The 20,693-nt window shown below is 65.0% G+C and carries 18 protein-coding genes; 13 read left to right on the top strand and 5 right to left on the bottom strand.

Features of this window, described 5'->3' with window-relative positions; translation table 11 throughout:
• The first annotated feature begins 33 nt into the window (after nucleotides 1-33).
• The 4 genes from Q319_RS0107585 (at nucleotide 34) to Q319_RS0107570 (ending at nucleotide 4,034) form a co-directional block, all read left to right on the top strand.
• A complete protein-coding gene (locus tag Q319_RS0107585; RefSeq protein ID WP_029481571.1) occupies nucleotides 34-621 on the top strand; it encodes a hypothetical protein in 588 nt (195 codons plus the stop codon).
• Nucleotides 618-1,787, top strand: coding sequence for an MFS transporter (locus tag Q319_RS0107580; protein WP_029481569.1), 1,170 nt, complete (start codon nucleotides 618-620; stop codon nucleotides 1,785-1,787). The genes Q319_RS0107585 and Q319_RS0107580 overlap by 4 nt, the downstream gene beginning before the upstream one ends.
• 46 nt (nucleotides 1,788-1,833) lie before the next feature.
• Entirely contained in the window at nucleotides 1,834-2,670 is an 837-nt protein-coding gene (locus Q319_RS0107575; protein WP_029481567.1) for an enoyl-CoA hydratase/isomerase family protein, read from the top strand.
• A 371-nt stretch (nucleotides 2,671-3,041) separates the two neighbouring features.
• Nucleotides 3,042-4,034: a malate dehydrogenase gene (locus tag Q319_RS0107570; protein ID WP_029481565.1), complete on the top strand. Its 993-nt coding sequence runs from the start codon at nucleotides 3,042-3,044 to the stop codon at nucleotides 4,032-4,034.
• A gap of 68 nt (nucleotides 4,035-4,102) precedes the next feature.
• Here Q319_RS0107570 and Q319_RS0107565 read toward each other — a convergent pair whose 3' ends face one another.
• Together Q319_RS0107565 and gmd are read right to left on the bottom strand one after the other, a co-directional pair.
• A complete protein-coding gene (locus Q319_RS0107565) occupies nucleotides 4,103-5,119 on the bottom strand; it encodes a GDP-L-fucose synthase family protein (protein WP_281173829.1) in 1,017 nt (338 codons plus the stop codon).
• Nucleotides 5,119-6,165, bottom strand: a complete 1,047-nt coding sequence (gene gmd / locus Q319_RS0107560) for a GDP-mannose 4,6-dehydratase (RefSeq protein ID WP_029481561.1) — start codon at nucleotides 6,163-6,165, stop codon at nucleotides 5,119-5,121. The genes Q319_RS0107565 and gmd overlap by 1 nt, the downstream gene beginning before the upstream one ends.
• A 491-nt stretch (nucleotides 6,166-6,656) precedes the next feature.
• Between gmd and Q319_RS0107555 the strand changes: the two genes are divergently transcribed.
• Together Q319_RS0107555 and Q319_RS0107550 are read left to right on the top strand one after the other, a co-directional pair.
• Complete coding sequence (locus tag Q319_RS0107555) at nucleotides 6,657-9,356, top strand: AAA family ATPase (RefSeq protein WP_051655193.1); 2,700 nt, start codon at nucleotides 6,657-6,659, stop codon at nucleotides 9,354-9,356.
• Nucleotides 9,357-9,665: 309 nt separating this feature from the next.
• Entirely contained in the window at nucleotides 9,666-10,445 is a 780-nt protein-coding gene (locus Q319_RS0107550) for an NAD-dependent epimerase/dehydratase family protein (RefSeq protein ID WP_029481556.1), read from the top strand.
• 94 nt (nucleotides 10,446-10,539) lie between these two features.
• Here the strand turns inward: Q319_RS0107550 and Q319_RS0107545 are convergent, their stop codons facing one another.
• A complete protein-coding gene (locus Q319_RS0107545) occupies nucleotides 10,540-11,208 on the bottom strand; it encodes an NUDIX domain-containing protein (RefSeq protein ID WP_029481554.1) in 669 nt (222 codons plus the stop codon).
• Nucleotides 11,208-12,554, bottom strand: coding sequence for a replicative DNA helicase (gene dnaB / locus Q319_RS0107540; protein ID WP_029481552.1), 1,347 nt, complete (start codon nucleotides 12,552-12,554; stop codon nucleotides 11,208-11,210). The genes Q319_RS0107545 and dnaB overlap by 1 nt, the downstream gene beginning before the upstream one ends.
• Before the next feature lie 431 nt (nucleotides 12,555-12,985).
• On the opposite strand from dnaB, the gene Q319_RS0107535 reads away from it, so the two are divergent.
• The 3 genes from Q319_RS0107535 (at nucleotide 12,986) to Q319_RS0107530 (ending at nucleotide 14,621) form a co-directional block, all read left to right on the top strand.
• The gene (locus tag Q319_RS0107535; RefSeq protein ID WP_029481550.1) at nucleotides 12,986-13,387 is read left to right on the top strand and encodes a type IV pilin protein; all 402 of its coding nucleotides are present in this window, start codon (nucleotides 12,986-12,988) and stop codon (nucleotides 13,385-13,387) included.
• A 67-nt stretch (nucleotides 13,388-13,454) separates the two neighbouring features.
• Nucleotides 13,455-13,835, top strand: a complete 381-nt coding sequence (locus Q319_RS26145; RefSeq protein ID WP_081845937.1) for a prepilin-type N-terminal cleavage/methylation domain-containing protein — start codon at nucleotides 13,455-13,457, stop codon at nucleotides 13,833-13,835.
• Between the two features lie 210 nt (nucleotides 13,836-14,045).
• Nucleotides 14,046-14,621: a DUF1802 family protein gene (locus tag Q319_RS0107530; protein WP_029481548.1), complete on the top strand. Its 576-nt coding sequence runs from the start codon at nucleotides 14,046-14,048 to the stop codon at nucleotides 14,619-14,621.
• A 72-nt stretch (nucleotides 14,622-14,693) separates the two neighbouring features.
• On the opposite strand, the gene Q319_RS0107525 is transcribed toward Q319_RS0107530, so the two are convergent.
• Complete coding sequence (locus tag Q319_RS0107525) at nucleotides 14,694-15,155, bottom strand: hypothetical protein (protein ID WP_029481546.1); 462 nt, start codon at nucleotides 15,153-15,155, stop codon at nucleotides 14,694-14,696.
• A 193-nt stretch (nucleotides 15,156-15,348) separates the two neighbouring features.
• Between Q319_RS0107525 and Q319_RS0107520 the strand changes: the two genes are divergently transcribed.
• The 4 genes from Q319_RS0107520 to Q319_RS28200 form a co-directional block, all read left to right on the top strand.
• Entirely contained in the window at nucleotides 15,349-16,110 is a 762-nt protein-coding gene (locus Q319_RS0107520; protein WP_029481544.1) for a class I SAM-dependent methyltransferase, read from the top strand.
• Nucleotides 16,107-17,075, top strand: coding sequence for an NAD(P)H-dependent glycerol-3-phosphate dehydrogenase (locus Q319_RS0107515; protein ID WP_081845936.1), 969 nt, complete (start codon nucleotides 16,107-16,109; stop codon nucleotides 17,073-17,075). The genes Q319_RS0107520 and Q319_RS0107515 overlap by 4 nt, the downstream gene beginning before the upstream one ends.
• Before the next feature lie 306 nt (nucleotides 17,076-17,381).
• Nucleotides 17,382-20,384, top strand: a complete 3,003-nt coding sequence (locus tag Q319_RS0107510) for an adenosylcobalamin-dependent ribonucleoside-diphosphate reductase (RefSeq protein WP_029481540.1) — start codon at nucleotides 17,382-17,384, stop codon at nucleotides 20,382-20,384.
• Nucleotides 20,385-20,474: 90 nt separating this feature from the next.
• Nucleotides 20,475-20,693 (top strand): DUF6444 domain-containing protein (locus Q319_RS28200; RefSeq protein ID WP_245619035.1); only part of this gene is annotated, 219 nt, incomplete at its 3' end.

Genomic DNA, 20,693 nt, shown 5'->3' with positions numbered 1-20,693 from the left:
CAACGCGGGCAGGAATGCTTTAGCCTGCCCGTCATGCTGACCTTTGAAGAAGCCGCGCGGCGCGGCGCAGACCGAGTGGGCGCGGAAGTGGTGCGGCTGGCGGCGCAGGATGTGCGCGGCATGCTGGTGCCGCCCGAATTTGAGGAAGCCTTTTACCGTAGCGTCAACTTGCCCGAACAACTGGGCCGTCTGTTTGCCCCGATCAACCCCAGACGTGTGGATGAGGACGTGCTGGAGGACCTGACCGCGCGGGCCGAGGCCCTGATCCGCACCAGTTTTCTGATGGACGACGCGGTGCAGATTTTTTACCGGGCGCTGGGCAACGCTGGGTTGACCAGAGGCGCGGTGCATGTGCGCCGTCCGGGGCTGCTGTCCACGGAGGAGGCCCAGGTCATGCCCCCCGGCACGGCGGCCCTGCAAGCGGTCAAGCGGCTGTGGGCATCTGACTGGGCGTTCGGCGCTGTGCTGGTGCGGCTGGACGAGACCGGGGGGGTGGGTCTGGACGCCCGCCCCACCCTGATCTTTCCTGGCCTGACCGGCACCCCGGACCCGGTAATGGCCGAGGCGCTGGGCGTGGGGACCGCCTGGGTCAACGAAACGGGCCTCGTCGGCCTGCCTTGAGCGTCCGGGCTGGGCCGCCACATCCTTTTCTTTTTGCGGCGCTGGGAACGCTGGTCTTCCTGAACGTCTACGCGCCGCAAAGTCTGCTGCCCGTGCTGGCGCAGGAGTTCAGCGCGGACGCGGCGCAGATCGGCTTCGTGATTGGCGCGACGACGCTGGCGATGGCCCTGGCTTCCCCGCTGGTGGGCGTGCTGGCCGATGCGTTGGGCCGCCGGGGCGTGGTGATCTGGGCCTTCGCGCTGCTGACGGTTCCGGCGGTGCTGGCGGTGTCTGCCCCCACCCTGGCGACTCTGAATGCGGCCCGCTTTGCTCAGGGATTGCTGATTCCCGGCGTGATGGTGGCCCTGAACGCCCTGATCGCCGAGGAAGTCCCGCCCACCGGACGCGCCCGTGCGCTGACCATGTACGTGACGGGCACGGTGCTGGGCGGCTTTCTGGGCCGTTTTCTGGCCGGGCTGGTGGCGGTGCGCTGGGGCTGGCACGCGGCGTTCTGGCTGCTGGCGGTGGCCTCGCTGGCCGGATTTTTTCTGGCCCGCGCCGGGTTGCCCGCTGAACAGCATTTCACCCCGCAAAGGAATGTGCGCGGCGTGCTGGAAAACCTGAGTGCCCATCTGCGAAATCCCGCGCTGCTGGCGACGTGCGCGGTGGGGTTTCTGATCCTGTTCACGCTGGTGGGGCTGTTCAATACGCTGACGCTGCGGCTGGCGTCGGGACCGTATTTTCTGAACACCGCCCAGACCGGGTTGATCTTTGCCGTCTACCTGCTGGGCGTGGTCATCACCCCGATTGCCGGGCCGCTGCTGGCTTTGCGTGGTCCCAGAATCGCGCTGTTGACGGCGGTGGGGGCCAGTCTGGTGGGGCTGCTGCTCACGCTGGCCGCGCCGCTCCCCCTGATCATCGTGGGGGTGGCGGCAGGGGCCTGTGGCGTCTTTCTGGCCCAGTCCGCTGCCCTGGCCGCCGTGCAGCGCGAGGTCACGCGGGCGCGCAGTCTGGCCTCGGGGCTGTATCACATGGCGTATTACGGTGGGGCTGCCGCCGCCAGCGTGCTGGCCGGGCATGCCTACGAGGGTGGAGGCTGGCCCTCGGTGGTGCTGCTGGTGACGGGCAGCATGGCGCTGGCAGGGGTGGTGGGCCTGCTGGGCTGGCGAAAAACCGCCTCCGCCTGAGCTAGCCTCGGGCCATGACCTCACAACCCATGAATCTGGAGCAGCCGTGAATCTGGAACAATTGTGCGTCCCCGGCGCGTATCCCGGTCTGCACCTCGAAGCCCATGACCTGACCGAGAGCGGCAGCGGCATCCTGGAAATCGTGATCCGCTCCGAGAAAACGCTGAACAGCGTCAACGCCGAGGCCCACCGCGCGCTAACGCAGGTCTGGCGCGACATTGACGCGGCGGCGGGCGTGCGCTGCGTGCTGATCCGGGGCGAGGGGCGCGGTTTCTCGTCGGGCGGGGATTTCACGCTAATTGAGGAAATGAGCAACGACTTCACGGCCCTGGCCCGCGTGTGGCGCGAGGCGCGCGATCTGGTCTACAACGTCGTCAACTGCGGCAAGCCCATCGTCAGCGCCATCCACGGCCCCTGCGTCGGCGCGGGGCTGGCCGTGGCCCTGCTGGCGGACGTGAGCGTGGCCGCGAAAACGGCGCGCATTCTGGACGGCCATGTGCGCCTGGGTGTGGCGGCAGGCGATCACGCCGCCATCATCTGGCCGCTGCTGTGCGGGCTGAACAAGGCCAAGTACCACCTGCTGACCGGCGAACCCGTCTCCGGCGAGGAAGCCGAGCGCATCGGTCTGGTCAGCCTGTGCGTGCCAGATGACGAACTGCTGGACCGCTCGTGGAAGGTGGCCCGCAAACTGGCTGCGGGCAGCCCCACCGCGATTCGCTGGACCAAGTACGCCCTGAACAACTGGCTCCGCGCGATGGGACCCACCTTTGATGCCAGCCTCGCCCTGGAATTCCTGGGCTTCACTGGCCCCGACGTGAAAGAGGGCCTGAGCAGCCTGCGCGAGAAGCGCGAGCCGAGGTTTGAGGAGGACGCGCCAATCTGAGGTTGGTCTATGGATCTGAGGGCGAGGTCAGTTTGAGAGGTAAATATGCGTCACGCTGAAGGGAAACCCCTCAGTCTGCTTCGCAGCCAGTTCCTCTCAAAAGGGAGCCAGGAAACCCGTCATAGCCCGGCAATTCCGCAACTCTTGCCTCCCTTTTGAGGGGAGGTGGCCCGAAGGGCCGGAGGGGTCAAACGGGCGTGGCAGCCCCTTAACCGGACTTCGCGACTGCCGCGTCTAAAAACCGGGAGGGAGACGAAATCATTCAGACCTTCAATCCTCGCCCCTGTCCGCCCTGAAGAAACACCCCGCCCCGCCCCAGCCCCCGCCGCGTTATGGTGGGCTGAACACAATCAACCCCAGGAGGAATTTTTATGGCGAACAATGAACCCATCCGTGTGGCGGTCACTGGCGCAGCGGGCCAGATCGGCTACAGCCTGCTGTTTCGCATCGCGTCCGGCGACATGCTGGGCAAGGACCAGCCCGTCATTCTGCAACTGCTGGAAGTCACCCCGGCCCTCAAAGCGCTGCAAGGCGTCGTGATGGAACTGCGTGACTGCGCCTTCCCGTTGCTGGCCGACATCGTGACCAGTGACGATCCCAATGTAGCCTTCAAGGACGCCGACTACGCCCTGCTGGTGGGCGCGATGCCGCGCAAGGCGGGCATGGAACGCGGCGATCTGCTGTCGGCCAACGGCGGCATCTTCAAGCCGCAGGGCGAGGCGCTGAACAGGGTGGCCAGCCGGGACGTCAAGGTGCTGGTGGTGGGCAACCCCGCCAACACCAACGCCCTGATCGCCCAGCAGAACGCCCCCGATCTGGACCCCGGACAGTTCACGGCGATGGTCCGCCTGGACCACAACCGCGCCGTCTCGCAACTGGCCGAGAAGACCGGTAAGCCTGTCACCGCCATCCAGAATCTGACCATCTGGGGCAACCACTCCAGCACCCAGTACCCGGACCTGAGCCAGGCCACTGTGGACGGCAAACCTGCCCTGGATCTGGTGGACCGTGACTGGTACGAAACCCAGTACATTCCCACCGTCGCCAAGCGCGGCGCGGCCATCATCGAGGCGCGTGGGGCCAGCAGCGCAGCGAGTGCGGCCAGTGCGGCCATCGACCACATGCGCGACTGGGCGCTGGGCACCCCCGAGGGCCAGTGGGTCAGCATGGGCATCCCTAGTGACGGCAGCTACGGCGTGCCGGAGGGGCTGATCTACGGCTTTCCCGTCAAGTGCAGCGGCGGCAAATACGAGATCGTGCAGGGTCTGGACGTCTCCGACTTCAGCCGGGGCAAGATGGACGCCACCGCGCAGGAACTGACCGAGGAACGCGACGAGGTCAAGAAGCTCGGTCTCGTTAAGTAAAAGCACAACAAGAAGAGGGGCGTGGTTTGCGTACCATGCCCCTCTCTCTTGCTGTGATGTCAGCGCTGTTACGCCAGGGCTGTGCCCGTCCCAATTCCGGCCCCCACCAGCGCCTCACCGCGCACCTGACCCCGGTGGGCCAGATACCACTCCACGGTGCTGCGCAGGCCGTCTTCCAGCGAGATGCGGTGGTGCCAGCCCATCGCGTGAATGCGGCTGACATCCGTGATCTTGCGCGGCGTGCCGTCGGGCTTGCTGGCGTCGAAGGCCAGTTCGCCGGGATAGCCCACCACGGCCCGGATCTGCTCGGCCACCTCGCGGATGCTCAGGTCCTGGCCGGTGCCCACGTTGATCGGCCCTGGCTCGGAAACATGGCGCATCAGGAACAGACAGGCGTCGGCCAGATCGTCCACATGCAGGAACTCGCGCAGGGGGGTGCCGCTGCCCCAGATGCTGACCGTGGGGGAGTGGGTCTCGCGGGCGTCCACCATCTTGCGGATGAGTGCGGGCAACACATGGCTGCCCATCAGATCGAAGTTGTCCCCTGGCCCGTACAGATTGGTGGGCATGGCCGAGATGAAGTCCGAGCCGTACTGGGCGCGGTACTGGTCACACAGCTCGATGGCCGCGATCTTGGCCACCGCGTAGGCGCGGTTGGTGTCTTCCAGCGGGCCGGTCAGCAGGGCGTCCTCGCGCAGGGGCTGCGCCGCGTCGCGCGGGTAGATGCAGGTGGACCCCAGGTTCAGCAGTTTGGTCACACCCGTGACGTGGGCCGCGTGGATCACGTTGGCCGCGATCATCATGTTGTCGTACAGGAACTCGGCGGGGCGGGTGCTGTTGGCGTGGATGCCACCCACCTTGGCCGCCGCCAGAAAGACGTACTGCGGGCGCTCCCCCTCGAAAAAGGCCCGCACCGCCGCTTGGTCGCGCAGGTCCAGCTCGCGGCTGCCACGCGTGATGATGTTGGTGTGGCCCTCGGCTTTCAGGGCGCGGACCAGCGCGCCGCCCACCAGACCGCCGTGACCGGCCACGTAAATGCGGTCACCGGGGCGCATGACATTCGCTTGCGTTGCGGCGGGCTGCATCAGAACGCGCCCATGCCTTTCAGGGCCACGCTGTGCCCGGCGTCGCGCAGGGTCTTCTCCTGACGGGCCAGTTCCAGGTCATGCTCCACCATCTCGCGGACCAGTTCCTCAAAGGTGGTCTTGGGCGTCCAGCCCAGCTTCTCGCGGGTCTCGGTGGCGTCGCCCAGCAGGTAATCCACCTCGGCGGGGCGGAAGTAACGCGGATCGATCTCCACGTAGTCCTCGGCCTTCAGCCCGGCCAGAGCGAAGGAACGCTCGGCGAACTCGCGCACGCTGTAGGCCTCGCCCGTGGCGATGCAGTAGTCGCGCGGGGCGTCCTGCTGGAGCATCATCCACATGGCTTCCACGTAGTCGCGGGCGTGGCCCCAGTCGCGCTTGGCTTCCAGGTTGCCCAGGTACAGCTTCTTTTGCAGGCCCATCTTGATCCGGCCCACCGCGCGGGTGATCTTGCGCGTCACGAAGGTCTCGCCGCGCCGGGGGCTTTCGTGATTAAAGAGGATGCCGTTGCAGGCGTACAGGTCATATGCCTCGCGGTGGTTGACGGTCTGCCAGTACGCGTAGACCTTGGCCACCGCGTAGGGGCTGCGCGGATGAAATGGGGTGTGCAGGCCCTGTGGCGGGGCCGCCGCGCCGAACATCTCGCTGCTGGACGCCTGATAGAAGCGCATGGGGTTGCCGGTGCGCCCGCCCACGTCGCGGATGGCTTCCAGCAGGCGTAATGCGCCCAGTCCGGTTACGTCGGCGGTGTACTCGGCCTGATCGTAACTGACCTTCACATGCGACTGCGCGCCCAGGTTGTAGACCTCCTGGGGCTGCACCTTTTCCAGCAGCGCCCGGATGCCCGAGGCGTCGGCCAGATCGCCGTAATGCAGGAACAGACGGGCGTCCGGGTCGTGCGGATCGTTGTACAGGTGATCGATGCGCTCGGTGTTGAAGGTGCTGGCGCGGCGGATCACGCCGTGAACCTCATATCCCTTGTCCAGCAGCAGCTCGCTGAGGTAACTGCCGTCCTGCCCGGTGATGCCCGTGATCAATGCTTTCTTCATAAGGTCTTCCTTCGTGCGGCGTCTCGGCCCCAGCCGCTACTCCGGCCACTCTCGACTGCACTCGTGGTGTCTTCCATCCTGCCACTTTTTATAGGTCAGCCAATCTTCCAGAGATCTATCAGCCACTCTTCCAGAGGGCAGACCCCGTTCTGGGGACGTCCCTCCGGTCTGTTCTTCAGCCTGCACGGCGCGGCGTTTCAGAACCGTAAACACGGGCTGTAAGTTCTCTGGCATATCCCATTGTCTATTCTGGGTTTCAGTGTGGGGGACGGGTCTTTTCCCCACATGTCAGCGTTCCGCAGACAGATGGGTTTCAAACTGATTGCAGGCTGACGGCAAATGAGAAGAATTTAACACGAAATGGCCACACCGGGGTATCCTGCACCGCAGAATAGGGCTGCCCTGGCCGTGAATGAACACCAGTTCTTTCGGGGATGACCAGAATTCTGTCCCCGCCCGCCCCCCTTCGCCCGCCCGCACGGAGTTTAGCTATGCTCACCGTACATCTGCTGGGACACGCGCACGTGACCTACAACAACCGCCCGGTGCCGCTGTCGGCCAAGGCCGTGGCGCTGATCACGTACCTGACCATCGAGAAGCTGCCCCAGCACCGTGAGCGGCTGGCCGATCTGCTGTGGAACACCCCCGAGGCCCGCAAGAACCTGCGCGTCGAGCTGGCGCGGATTCGCTCTGCCGGGCTGAATCTGTTTCCGCTGAGCCGCCAGTTGCTGTATCTGGAAAACGTCGAGACGGACCTGAGCGGCTGGTTGTCGCAACTGGGCGGCGGTCTGGATCAGGCGGGGCTGGCGCAGTGGCTGTCCACCCTGCGGGGGGTCCCCCTGAGCGGTCTGGAGGACCTGGGCAGTCCGGCCTTTCAGGAATGGACCGATCATCAGCGCTGGGTGCTGACCGAGCAGACCGAGGAGGTGCTGGCGCGGGCCTACCGCCAGTTTCAGCGCGCGGGCAAGGGCTGGGGCACCCGCGCCATCGCCGCGCGGGCCGAGGCGCTGGGCTTTACTCACCCCGGCGAATTCCTGATGGCGGACGCCGACGCCGGGCTGGAGCTGCCGGAAATGGCGGCTGGCCTCCCGGCTGCGCTGTCTGTCCCCCTGCCCGTCCCGGCCCCCCCCAGCACCGGGCGGCCCGATCTGGACACTCCTGTGACCGACGGCCCGCTGCATTTCCGCGTCCCGGAGCGCGAGGCCGCACTTCGCGAAAGCTTGAAACGTGCCGCCCACGCGCCGCAGGTGCTGGTCCTGCATGGACCCACCGGCAGCGGCAAGTCCCACGAGGCCGGGCGTGCCCTGACCGAGAGCGGCTGGCTGAGCCTGCAAATCAGCAACAGCCGGGCGGGCCGCCTGATCGTGGCGACGCTGGCCCAGGCGCTGCTGGCCCACCCGTTCTTCCCCACGCTGGCCGGGGGCGCAGACGGCGAACAGCCAGCATCCCCGGACGCCGGGCATTCTGAGCCGTCTGGCAACCAGTCCACCAGTGTTCAGACCCTGCAAGGGGTGCTGCTTCGTCCCGGCAGCTTGGAAGAGGATGTGGTCAAGGTGGCCACTGTGCTGGCCACCGTGTCGCGTCCGCTGGCGATTGTGCTGGATCACGCCCACAACGGCCCGGTGGAACTGGCCTCGGTGCTTGAATTTTTGCTGAATGTCCCGTCGGCGGCTCCCCGCGCGCTGGTGATGCTCAGCCGCACGCCGCCGTCCCAGGCCCCGCTGTGCCGCGCGCTGCTGCGGCGCTTCAGCACGGTGCAGTCTTCAGTGGCGCAGTCCTCGGGGGCACAGGCTGCGGTGGCGCAGGCGCTGGTGCTGGAAGTCGCGCCGCTGTCTCCGGGTAGCGTGGTGCAGGCGCTGGGGGCGCAAGGTGCGTACCGGGGCAGTTCCGGCTGGGGCGACGCCGATCTGCACGCGCGGGCCGCCGTGCTGGTGCAGCGCAGCGGAGGCAACGCCCTGCATCTGCTCTCGCTATTGCAGGAAAACGAACCGGAGCAGGGGGAAGGTGCGGGCCGTCTGCCTCCCGCTGGACACCTGCCCAGCGCCATGCGCGAGACGTATCTGGGCGAGATCGATGGCTGGCCTGCGCCCCTGCGCGCCGCCCTGAGCAGCCTGAGCGTGATTCAGGGCGATTTCAGCTTCGGGCTGGCCGGGTCTTTCCCAGAAGCGGCGCGGCGCGGCATGACCCCGGCGGCGCTGCTGCGCGAGGCCCTGGAACGCCGCGCCCTGGTAGAGACTGAACCGGCCAGCGCCCTGTCGTGGCCTGCTTTCAGCCCGGTAGGCGACGTGGCTCCCAGCGAGCCGTGTTACCGCTTCCGCGCCGAGGGTCTGCGGACCGCACTGTCGGGACAGTTGCCCCAGACCGAACGGCAGGAATTGCGGCGTCATCTGGCGGCAGAACTGGAGGCTACCCAGCCGGGTCTGGCGCTGTATTACGCCGAGCGCGCGGGGGCCGACGCAGACGCCGAACGTCTGCGCGTGGCCTACCGCTCCCGCCTGCCCGCAGGTAGCCCGCTGCTGCGCCCGCTTCAGCCTGTGACATCTGGTCAGATCAGGGCGGCGCAGGTGCTGTCGGCCCCGGGCCTGATCGCACTGCCCGCTCCCCCGGTTCCCGAACCCCGGCGGCGGCCCGTCAGCGCCCGTCCCGCCGTGTCCTGGCAGGGCTACCTGCTGTCCTGGGAGCAGGGGGGATGGCTGAGCATCCTGAGTCAGGGGCGCTACGGCCATCCGCACACCCTGCGGGTCCATCTGCCGGTTCCTGCGAATCTGCGCGGCACTCCAACCCTGACCCTGAGGCTGGTCTGGCGGCTGGACGTCTTTCACGCCGGACATGAACTGGGGCCGGGTCAGATGGCCTTTCCGCTGCGCTTCAGCGTTCCCGGGGCGGACGCCGCGCAGGTGTTGACCCCCGACTCACCCGGCGACTACACCGAGGAAGGCCAGCGCCAGCAGGTGGGCGCGGACGTGACCCTGGGCGGCTGGATGGAGCATGAACTGCACTTCAACTTGGCGGGTCAGGCTGCCGGGCGGCTGGACCTTCAGGTGCGCGCGCTGGATCTGGCCCTGACCATCGGTGAACTCAGCCTGAACGGGCAGTCCATCCTGCCGCTGACGGCTGCCCCCGAACGTCCGGGCGTGGAGGGCAATCAGGACGCCCATCCTCTGCCCAGGTCCCTGACCACCCGGCACTGACCATCCGGCACCGATCACCCAGCACTGGCCGGAAGCCGTGAAAGCGCTGGCCTGCTTTCTGAAGCGGCCTGTGCCACTGGTCGTTCCCCGCCTCTCACTGCCCCCGGAGTATTAGCGCCGCAGTAACGCCGCCCCAGCGACACTGTCCATATCAGGGTGGTTCTTCCGTGACAGGTCCGTTGCAGGACCTGCGCGGCAGAGACTGTCATGTACGCCGGGACAGGACCAACCTGTCTTCTGGCACAACCGTTTCTGGCCGTGGGCCAGGGGCGGCGAAACGCGGGGCGCGGGGTGGGGCCAACGATGAGAATGGGAATTCCAGTAGATGCCAAAATTTATGTGGCGGGACATGACAGCCTGATCGGCGCGGTGGTGTGCCGCAAGCTCGAAGAGCTGGGCTATTGGAACATCATCACCCGCAGCGCCGAGGATCTCGATCTGCGGAGTCAGGAGGCGGTCCAGTCGTTTTTCGAGCAGGAGCTGCCCGATTACGTGTTCCTGGCGACGCTGGCGGGCGAACACGTCCTTGACGGCCTGCTGCGCCCTGCCGAATCGCTGTATGGCAAGGTCATGGGTGCCTTCAACGTGATTCACGCCTCCTATCTGTACGAGGTCCGCAAGTTGCTGAGCATCATCGACTGCCAGTTCAACCTGGAAGCGCTACGGTACGAGGCCGACGATTTTTCCATTCAGGCCTACCAGAAGGAGGGCCAGGACAGCGATCACCTGACGCGCTCGATGGTCACCGGCCTGTGTGACCGTTACCGCCGCCAGTACAGTTGTGATTTCATTTCGGTGGTCTTCCACGTAGACGCCGCTCCCATTGACGAAATCCTGGCCTCGACGTCCCTGCCGGGGAGAGAGCCGCTGGGACAGACGCCCGTGGGGCAGATGGCGGTGGGACAGATGACAGCAGGACAGATGTCGGTCAGCGGTCCGCCCGCCTTGCAGGACAGCGCCGCCCTGTGGCAACGCGATCAACTCTATGCCGAGGACCCGGCCCACGCCTGCCTCTTTCTGATGGAGAATTTCTCGGCCACCGGACCGATCACAGTCAGGACCGGAATACGCGGCGGCAACGTGGCCTGACGTGCTGGCCTGAAGGGGAGCATCGGCACAGAAAGACACCCTGAGCTGGACTCGCCTGTCCATGCTCAGGGTGATTTTTGACGTCCGCGCCAGCCTACAAATCCGGCTCGTCGCTGAATTCCGGCTCAATGACGCTCACGCCGCCTTCACCTACGCGGCGGCGCTTGCGGAGCATGGCGGGTTCCTGGTCCAGATTGAACACGAAGTGGCGCGGGCGGCGTTCGCGCAGCCAGGTTTCCAGCGCCACCAGGCGCGGGCGGAAGCGGATGAACTCGCGCAGTTGCCGGATCGGCACAAACCGGGCCTCCTGCACGTCGCGGTCCGGGTCGCGCGGCTCCAGCTTGCCGCTGACCTCGCGCCCGGTGTAGAAGAATTGCAGGTGGTGGCCCCAGGTCTGCGCCTTGAATTCCACCATAAAGGCCAGATCGCGCAGTTCCACCACCAGTCCGGTTTCCTCGAAGGTCTCGCGGCGTGCGCCGTCCTGGATCAGCTCGCCGCCCTCCAGGCCGCCCTTGGGCAGGGACCAGCGCCCGCGCTCGCGCACCAGCAGAATCTCGTCGCCGCGCAGCACGATGCAGCCCACGGCGATACGCGGCCCCTCCACCACACGCTTTTGCCCGCGCTTGCTGGGCGGAGCGGGCACAGGCACCGCCACCGTGTTGGTGACCTGCCCCGGTCCTTGCGTGTTGCTGGGCGTGCGCCGCCGCCGCCGCCTGCGCTGTCCGCCCGCCGCCGCGTTCTTGCCCCCGCCGTCGCCGGTCATTACACGCCCTCCGGCGCGAGGTCATTGAAACGGACGTGCGAGCTGTGGAATTGCAGCTTGACCGTGCCCACCGGCCCGTTGCGCTGCTTGCCGATGATGATCTCGGCAATACCTTGCTGATCGGTTTCTTTGTTGTAATACTCGTCGCGGTAGATGAACATCACGATGTCGGCGTCCTGCTCGATGGCCCCGGATTCCCGCAAATCGCTGAGCATCGGTCTGTGGTTGGGCCTCTGTTCAACAGCGCGGCTGAGCTGACTCAGAACCATGATCGGCACTTCCATCTCACGCGCCAGACTCTTGAGACCGCGCGAGATCATGCTGATTTCCTGCTGGCGGTTGTCGCTGCCGCCGCTGCTCTTGCCCCCCGACATCAGTTGCAGGTAGTCCACCACCACCAATCCCAGTTGCCCGTGCTGCGCGGCCATGCGCCGCAGCTTGGAGCGCAGGCCGTTCAGGGTCAGGTCCGGCTCGTCGTCGATCACCATCGGAGCCTCGGCCAGACGCCCCGCCGCGTGCGCCAGCCGCTCGAAATCGCGTTCGTTGAGCTGCCCGCTGCGGATGCGGTTCATGTCCACGCGGGCCTCCGAACACAGCATCCGCAGGGCCAGTTGCACGCTGGGCATTTCCAGACTGAACACCGCCACGGTTTTCTCGCCGCGTAAGGCGACGTTCTGAGCGATGGAGAGGGCAAAGGCCGTTTTTCCCATCGAGGGCCGCGCCGCCAGCACGTTCAAGCTGCCCTTCTGCAAGCCCGAAATCTGCTCGTCCAGATCTTTGAAGCCGCTGCTCACGCCGTCGGGAATGCCCTTGTTGGCGTGCAATAGCGTGATGTATTCAAAGGTGTCGTGGACCACCTCGCCCATCGCCTGATACTGCTCGCCCTTTTTCTTTTGCTCGGCTACCTCGAAGATCATCTTCTCGGCGCGGTCCAGCAGGTCTTCCAGTGGGAGTTGCGCGTCGTAGGCCAGTTGCATGGCCTTGCCCGATGCGCTGATCAGCATCCGCAGCGTGTGCTTTTCCTGCACGATGCGCGCGTAATGCTCGGCGTAGGCGGCGGTGGGCACCTGATCCGACAGGCCGATCAGGTAGGTCAGCCCGCCTACCTCGTCCAGCGTGCCCTTGCTGCGTAAGTCCTCGCTAAGCGTCACCAGATCAACCGGCTCGCCGCGCTCCTGCAAGTCCCGCATGGCGGTAAAGATCTTGCGGTGGCCCTCGCGGTAAAACATCTCGGGGGACACCGTGTCGCCCAGGCTGCTCATGGTGTCGTTGTCCAGCAATACGCTGCCCAGCACGCTAATCTCGGCGTCGTTGCTGTGCGGCGGAACGCGCGGCGTGAGTTCCAAAATCGTGTCTCCTTTGCCCGGTCGTGCCGGCCAGCGCTGTCCCCACAAAGCGGAGGCGCGCGGCACACGCGGTGAAAATACGGGGTGGGGACGGATGGGCGGTCCCATTCGCCAGACCGGAGTCCGGCTGAACTGAGAAGCAGCATAGCACCCACGCGCCGCCGGGGGAGGGTCCGTCCACTCGTTTCTGACAAATATTATTCTGGACGTTACAAGAGTGGAAACGTGTGCCTGCACGGGCAATACGGTCTGATGATACGTCTGTCTGAATGGTTGCCCTACCCGCAATTGCGAAAGAATCCTGTAAGAAACTTCCCGTTAATCTGTAGCCAAGCAAGGACGGGAGACACCCGAACCTGCAAGCCATAAGTAGGCGGGCCGGACCCATATATAAATTATCCGGTAGGCCGAAGCGCACAAGGAGAACCACCATGAAGAACAGCACCCAAGGCTTCACCCTGATCGAACTGCTCATCGTCATCGCCATCATCGGGATTCTGGCTGCGGTTTTGATTCCTAACCTGCTGGCTGCGCGCAACCGCGCCAACGATAGCGCTGCACAGAGCTACTTGCGTAACTGCATTACCGCCATCGAAACGTCTCGCAACTCTGTAACCCAGGTTCTGCCCGCCTCTGGCACTTGCGAGTCCAATACAGCTACGACGCTCGACAAGGCTGCTCTGACCAAGCCCGCTGCTGTGACTAGCTCGGTTTACACGACCACGCCTGCCACCGACAGCTACACTGCCTCCGTCACCAGCATCACGAGCAAGGTGTTTAGCTTCGACGGTAAAGAAATCAAGGCTGGCGCTCTCGGCACCCCTGCTCCTTAAAGCAACTTGAACAAGCCCGCGCCGCTAGTTCGGCGCGGGCTTGTTTTTTTAGCTACCAAAGGTATTTATGAAAGCACACACATCGGGATTTACTCTGATTGAGCTACTCATTGTCATTGCCATTCTGGGTGTTTTGATTGTAGTTCTTTTGCCTAATCTGCGTGCTGCTCGAGACAGGGCGAATGATGGTGCAACCACCGCTTATCTTCGCAACTGCATTCTTGCTATCGAATCTATAAGAGATCCTATTAGCGGAAAAATTGATGTTTCACCTACCAGTTGTGAAGATCCTGTTTTGAGCGACGCTCAATTAACCAAACCTCCTGCTGTTGCGAGTTCGAGTATCGCTATTGACGCCAATCGAAACTCTTACGTGACGACGGCAGTCAGCTCTACGGGGAAAGAATTTAAACATGATGGCTATGCGCTCATATCTACGACCAACTGAAGATATAATCGCCTGATCTCACATCTAAATCATCTTGCCGCACGTCTCTCCTCTTGCTCTCCACTCCAATCGCCCACGCGCAGGCTGGGGCGGTTTGCGTTTGTAGGGGGGGGGTTAATTTGAAACGGGATGTTCGCTTAAAAAGTGAGGGATCCGGCTCACCCTTACTTCGGGGACGTTCCGCAACTCTACCCACGTTACCCTCTCCCCATGACCCATCCCCACAATCCCCCGTCCCAGCCGCTCAGTGCCCTCAAAGAATGGGACGCCCAGTGCCAACTCCTGACCACAGGCCGCCTGTCGCTGCTGCTCCGCAAAGGCGGCATCATGGAAACGCACAACGGCTTTGAAGTCGAACATCGCCAGTTTTTGCTGTACCCCACCTTCCTGCACCAGAACGCCGCTGAGTTGCAGCCCGCTTATCTGCCACTGCTCCGCCCGGACCCTGCGCCCGGTCAGATCGTGCTGCCCGCGTTGGCAGAAGTGCTGGCCGTGCAGAAGGTGGAATCGCTGGAGGCTGCCCTACGTCTGGAACCCTTGCAGGCGCTGACCGCTGGTGCCATCGAACGGCGGTTCCATTACCGCAATCGCCCCTGGATTCACGCCCTGCTGCTGCGGGTGCGTCCGCTGCGTGCGCCGCTGACATTGACCGAGACGCCGGACCTGCTGGGCTGCGTGAGTTGGGTGCCACTGGGCGATATGCAGGTGGAAACGGACGAGGCGGTTGTCGCAGAGGATGAATTGCAGGTGCGGCGAGGAGAACTGGAGCACTTGCTGAGGGCATGAAAAAAGGGAGGCGCGTGGCCTCCCCGTTTCAGTACTGCCGACGCTTGCTGCGTGGGGCTTACCGCATCAGGCTTACTGCGCGTCCAGATCGTAATTGTTCAGCACGGTGGTCTGCACGTTTCCGTCTGGGCTGACCAGATTCCAGCCCTTCTTGGTTCCGGCGACAAACTGGTTGTCGCTCTGGGCCAGAGCCAGCCGCTTGCCGTTGTCCTTGCTCAGCACGGTGTCGCCCGCGTCATAACGGTTGTTGCTGTTGGCGTCGCGGAACACGATCACGCGGTAGGTGCCGAAGGGCACGTTGCTGGGCAGGTCCAGCGCGAAGCCGCCGCTCAGGAACTTGTCGATGACCTGGCTCTCGGTGCCGTCGGCAGTGTACTTGCCGTCGTTGAAGCCCACGAGGGCCAGGCCCAGATTCTGGTTGGCCGCGAAGCCGCGAATCTGGCCCGTCACGTCCTTCTTGGTGGGGTTGCCTGCCAGGGTGCAGGCGCTGAGGGTGAGGGTGCCGAGGGCGAGGGGAATCAGAAACTTGTTCATGTGTGGACCTCCAGTGGGATGGGATACAGAGTTGATCCCCCTACCGTAGCCGGAAGGGGCGGGTGTGGCTACGGCAAAAGCCTTCCCGCTCAGCTCATGGCTGGCTCACGCAGGGCGGATTTGCGCCGGAAACCTGACGCGGCCTTGATGCAGGGGGGCATCTGGACCGTGGGCCGCCTCTATACTCCCCCCCATGCAGCGCCCACCGTTTACCGCCCTCGCCGCCGTGTACGACGCGATCATGGCAGACGTGGAGTATGACCACTGGGCCGATTTCGTGTTGACCTATGCCCGTGACGGCGGGCTGGAACTGGCAGATGCGGCGGCCCTGGACCTCGCCTGCGGCACCGGGGGTTTCACGCGCGAGCTGACAGCGGCGGGCCTGCGCGTCACCGGTCTGGACGGCAGCGAGGACATGCTGCGCGAGGCACGGGCGCGGCAGCCGGAGATAGAGTTCGTGGCGGGTGATCTGCGGACCTTTGCCCTGCCAGGACGCTTTGACCTGATCACCTGCGTTTTCGACAGCCTGAACAACCTGCTGAGTCTTGAAGACCTGGCAGCGGCCCTGAAGCGGGCGCGGGCGCACCTGAAGCCGGGCGGTCTGCTGGCCTTCGACGTGAACACCCGTCTGGGCGTGCGCGAGCTGTGGGAGGGCGACGCCATCGAGGGGCTGGCCCCGCTGCCCGGCGGCGGCGAGGTGCATTACCACTGGTCCCACCACCACGACGCTGGGGCCGATCTGGGCGTGGTGCAGGCGTTCTGCCGCATAGAAGAGGACGGCGAGCTGCGCGCGTTCGTGGAAACCCACCGCGAACGCGGCTACGATCCCGCCGATCTGGAAGGGCCATTGCAGGCCACAGGCTTCGCCCGCTGGGAAATCGTGGAATACCCCGATTACGCCCCGCCCATGCCCGACGTGCCGCGTGTGTGGGTCTTCGCCTGGGCAGAGGCGTGAACGCCCTCCCCATACTGGGTGCGGGTGGCTGGGGAACGGCGCTGGCGGTGGGTGCTGCGCGCAACGGTAAGGACGTGACCCTATGGGCGCGGCGGCCTGAGCTGGTGGCCGAACTGCAACAGAAGCGCGTGAATGCCGACTATCTGCCGGGTGTGACATTACCTGACTCGATTCGCCTCACCTCTAATTTAGAAGAGGCCGTGCGGGGTGCCGACTTCGCCCTGATCGTCGTTCCCAGCGTAGGGGTGCCGCCGCTCCTCGAACAGCTTCCGCGTGCATTGGGTGTGGTGCTGTGCGCCAAGGGCCTCGCGCCGGATGGGGGGCAACTGAGCGTTCTGGCCCGGCAGATAGGTTTTGCACGCGTCGCCGTTCTGAGCGGTCCCAACCTCGCCTCGGAGATTGGGCGGGGGTTGCCTGCCGCCACGGTGGTGGCCAGCACCGATCAGGCTCTAGCCCTGGCGGTGCAGTCGGCCCTGATGTCCCCGGCCCTGCGCGTGTACACCAGCAGCGATGAGGTGGGCGTGGAACTGGGCGGCGTCCTCAAGAACGTGATGGCCCTGGCGGCGGGTCTGGTGGACGGGCTGGAGCTGGGCGACAACGCCAAGGCCGCCCTGATCACCCGTGGCCTGCGCGAGATGCGGCGTTACCTGCTGGCCCTGGGCGCGCAGGAGGACACCGTGTATGGCCTGAGTGGGCTGGGCGATCTGTTTGCCACCGCCACCAGTCCCCTCAGCCGCAACCGTGCGGCGGGGGAGGCCATCGCGCGCGGTCAGCATCCCAGCCACGGCGGACAGGTGGTGGAGGGTCTGCGGACAGCGGGTCTGCTGGACGCCTGGGCCACCGCGCACGGTCATGACCTGCCCATCGTGCGGGCGGTGGCGCGGGTGGCCTCGGGCGAGTGGACCCTGGATGCCGGGATCGCCAGCCTGATGGAACGGGACGCCAAGGCGGAGGAATACGGCTGAGCCTGCCTGGACTTCTCCCCGGCTCTACCTGACGAGGGTAACGTGAATAAAGCGTCATTTCAGCGTGTGTCACAGCTCTTTTGCACTGCACTGTAAAATCATGAGAAGCGCCGTATCTTGTATAACATTCAGACCTCACGTACAAGCCCTTGTACCCGCCTGGGGCCAGTGGTACAGTCAGGCCCTAGCCGGACACCGCATACTCATCTGAGTCCTTAGCTCCCCACAAACTCGCCGCCCCACGGGGAGGGGAGGGCGTCTGCTGCCGTTCGTTTCTCACCCGTCCCCATTCCAAGGAGTTTCACCATGACCATCCTCGATGCCCAGCCGCTGACCACTTTCGACGACAACGCCCAGCACATCGCCAAACGCCAGTATTTGCAACCCAGCGACGGCGATATCGGTGGGATGTTCCGGCGGATCGCGAACTGGGTGGCGGGTGCGGAGGCCCCGGAGGCGCGGCTGGCCTGGGCGCAGAAGTATTACGACCTGATGGCGGGCAAGAAATTCTGCCCCGGCGGACGCGTACTGGCAGGAGCGGGGACGCAGCACGGCAACGTCCTGAACTGCTTCGTGCAGGGCGCGACGGAACACGAACCCGCCTCCTTTGAGGGCGTGATGGAAGTCGCCAAGAAACTGGCGCTGGTGACCAAAGTGGGCGGCGGCAACGGCGTGAATCTGGACGTGTACCGCCCCCGCGCCGAGGGCAGCCGTCCCGACGCGGGCGTGCGCGGCTGGGTCTACATGGCCGCTGTCCATGCCGACGTGACCGACTTTATCCAGGGCCTGATGCGCCCGCCCACCCAGCCGGACGGCGACAAGCAGCCGGTGGCGGTGCGTAACTGGACGCGCGTGGTCTACGGTCAGGCCATTGCGCCGGAGCTGGTGGCGCTGGCCCGGCAGAACGGCGTGCAGATCGTGCGCGCGTTGCCCGAGGGCGTGCAGAGCGTCCCCGACGACATGGGCGGCATCGTGGACGCGGCCCGCAAGGTGGCCGAGGACGCCAAGCTGAATCTGGAACCCCGCCTGGACCTCTCCGAAATGCGTGCCGAGGGTGCGCCGATCAAGGGTTCGGGGGGCACCAGTAGCGGCCCGGTGTCGTTCCTGATGGAGATTTTCGACAACTTTCTGGAGTGGGCCAACCGGGGTGCGGAGGATGCGGGGCCGATCAACACGCTGCGCTTCGTGTACGCGCCCGTCTTGCGCGTGGTCAGGCAGGGCGGAACGCGGCGCGGTGCTGGCATGGCGACCATCTCCATCGCGCACGCGGACGTGCTGGATTTCCTGACTGCCAAGGATCTGGACCGCGAGGCATCCGAGGGGGATATCAGCACTTTCAACATCTCCATCCTGATCACGGAGAAGTTCTGGGACACGTTGCAAGCGGGCGGCGTGTGGCCCATGACCGCGCAGGAAGTGCCGGGCAAGTATTACCTTGCGCCGCAGGAGGGCACGTTCGACGGCCAGTTCCCCGAACTGCCAGACCGCGATGCAGACGGAGCGCGCGGCGTGCCTATTTACTCAGTCGGCAAAGGCAAGAGCGCCCAGAGCGGCATTCCCGCCGCGTGGCTGTGGGACCAGATCGCTCAGCACGCCTGGAGTACCGGTGAACCCGGCCTGATCTTCAATGACCGCGTGAACGAATTCAGCGCCCTCAAGAACCTGGGCGAGCGCTACGAGATTCGCAGCACCAATCCTTGCGGTGAAATACCGTTGACCATCGGGGAACCCTGCGATCTGGGGGCCATTAACCTCGCCGCCTACGTTCACAACAGCAGCTTCGACTACGCCACTTTCCGCACCGATGTCCGTACCTGCGTGCGCTTCCTGGATGACGTGCTGGACGTGAACGTCTTTGCGCTGGAGGACAACCGCGTCGCCAGTCAGGACCTGCGCCGCCTGGGCCTGGGCGTGATGGGTCTGGCCGACGCCCTGATCAAGCTGGGATTGCGCTACGACAACGAGGCGGGCCGCGAGACCATCATGGAAATCATGTCGGCGCTGCGCGAGGAGGCCATTGCCGAGAGCGAACGCCTGGGAGCCGAGCGCGGCGTTTACCCGGTCTTCACCCGCAACGAGGACAGGATGCCGCACGCGCCCCGACGCAACGTGGCCGTGCTGACCGTCGCGCCCACCGGCACCACCTCCATGCTTATGGGCGTCAGCTCCGGCATTGAACCCGTCTTCTCGCCCTTTATCTGGCGCAAGATCGGCAGCGAGTACCGGGCGCTGCTGGCCCCCCTCTTCGTGGAGTTGCTGGAAACCTACCCCGCCCCAGACGGTGTTGAGAAGGACGGCGGCTGGGACTGGGACAAGGTCACGGAAGCCGTCAGCGAGAACCACGGCAGTGTGGTGGGCCTGCCCTTTATCCCCGACGCGCTCCAGCAGGTCTTCGTGTGCGCCCACGACATCGCGCCGCAGGACCATGTGCGGATGCAGGGCACGGTGCAGCGGGCCTTCGACGCCGACGGCTTTGCGGGCAACAGCCTGTCCAAGACCATCAACCTGCCCAACGACGCCACCGTGCAGGACGTGCAGGACGCCTACAGCGAGGCGTACCGCACCGGCTGCAAGGGCATCACGGTCTACCGCGACGGCTCGCGCCAGTTTCAGGTGCTGAGTACCAGCAAGGAAAAGAAGACCGAGGACGCCCCCGCGCAGGCCGCCGCCGCAGTTATGGGCGAAAACGTTGATGGTCAAAGGGTGATGGTGGATGGAAAACAGCCCCAGCCCGCCGTTCCATCAACCATCAACCATCAACCATCAGCGGCGAAGCCGCAGTACGAGCGCCCCGCCCGCCTCTCCGGCATCACCGACATGGTCAAGCTGACCGATCCCACCAGCGGGCATCGGCGCTCGTTTCTGGTCACGGTCAACCACCTGAACGGCAAGCCGGTGGAGGTCATGGTCATCAGCGGGCGCGCGGGCGACGAGGCCAACGCCGACAGCGAGGCGCTGGGGCGCGTGGTGTCCATTGCCCTCCAGCACGGCGTTCCGGCGCAGGCGCTGATCAAGACCCTGCGCGGCATCAACGGCGGGCTGTACGGCAGCTACAACGGGCGGCTGGTGGGCAGCAAGGCAGACCTGATCGCCGTGGCGTTGGAAACCTTTCAGAAGGACATGGCCGCCGGGCAGATCGCCGTGCAGGAAGCGGCTGGCCTGCCGCCCCTGGCCGGAGGCAGCGGCGTCAGCGTGGACAGCATGGACAGTGCAACCCGCGAACGCTGCCCCGTCTGCGAGGAACGGGCGGTGATTCGGGAAGAAGGATGTTTGAAGTGCCAGGCGTGCGGCTATAGCAAGTGCGGGTGAAGTAAAAGTAATGTAACTACTCAGCAGGGGGACTTGCGGAGTGGAATCAGATAGAGTAGGCGCATCAAGAACGCTCTTTGCCCCAATTGCCTGATCCTTCAAGCTCGCCTTGACGAGCTTGAACTGCGATTGCTGACCCTGGAAGCTCGCCTTGCCGCCACAAGCCGAACTTCTAGCCAACCGCCCAGCCAGGACAAACCGTGGGTCCCCAAGAGTGAGCGCCAGAAGAGCAACCGCTCTTCTGGCGGGCAACGTGGCCATCCCGGCAAGACGCTCAAAATGAGTGAGCATCCTGATGAAATCAGGACG

Origin of the sequence: Deinococcus marmoris DSM 12784 (assembly GCF_000701405.1) — a bacterium.
In the GTDB taxonomy this organism is placed as follows: Bacteria; Deinococcota; Deinococci; order Deinococcales; family Deinococcaceae; genus Deinococcus; species Deinococcus marmoris.
The sequence above is the reverse complement of the archived record's forward strand: the minus strand, read 5'-3'. Positions and strand labels throughout refer to the sequence as shown.

Bases quoted from the DNA above. Each gene is read 5' to 3' on its own strand.
- Q319_RS0107550 (WP_029481556.1), top strand. From the start codon at position 9,666: ATGGGAATTCCAGTAGATGCCAAAATTTATGTGGCGGGACATGACAGC.
- gmd (WP_029481561.1), bottom strand. From the start codon at position 6,165: ATGAAGAAAGCATTGATCACGGGCATCACCGGGCAGGACGGCAGTTAC.
- Q319_RS0107555 (WP_051655193.1), top strand. From the start codon at position 6,657: ATGCTCACCGTACATCTGCTGGGACACGCGCACGTGACCTACAACAAC.
- Q319_RS0107565 (WP_281173829.1), bottom strand. From the start codon at position 5,119: ATGCAGCCCGCCGCAACGCAAGCGAATGTCATGCGCCCCGGTGACCGC.
- Q319_RS0107545 (WP_029481554.1), bottom strand. From the start codon at position 11,208: ATGACCGGCGACGGCGGGGGCAAGAACGCGGCGGCGGGCGGACAGCGC.
- Q319_RS0107520 (WP_029481544.1), top strand. From the start codon at position 15,349: ATGCAGCGCCCACCGTTTACCGCCCTCGCCGCCGTGTACGACGCGATC.
- Q319_RS0107510 (WP_029481540.1), top strand. From the start codon at position 17,382: ATGACCATCCTCGATGCCCAGCCGCTGACCACTTTCGACGACAACGCC.
- Q319_RS0107570 (WP_029481565.1), top strand. From the start codon at position 3,042: ATGGCGAACAATGAACCCATCCGTGTGGCGGTCACTGGCGCAGCGGGC.
- Q319_RS0107585 (WP_029481571.1), top strand. From the start codon at position 34: ATGCTGACCTTTGAAGAAGCCGCGCGGCGCGGCGCAGACCGAGTGGGC.
- Q319_RS0107525 (WP_029481546.1), bottom strand. From the start codon at position 15,155: ATGAACAAGTTTCTGATTCCCCTCGCCCTCGGCACCCTCACCCTCAGC.
- Q319_RS0107530 (WP_029481548.1), top strand. From the start codon at position 14,046: ATGACCCATCCCCACAATCCCCCGTCCCAGCCGCTCAGTGCCCTCAAA.
- Q319_RS26145 (WP_081845937.1), top strand. From the start codon at position 13,455: ATGAAAGCACACACATCGGGATTTACTCTGATTGAGCTACTCATTGTC.
- Q319_RS0107535 (WP_029481550.1), top strand. From the start codon at position 12,986: ATGAAGAACAGCACCCAAGGCTTCACCCTGATCGAACTGCTCATCGTC.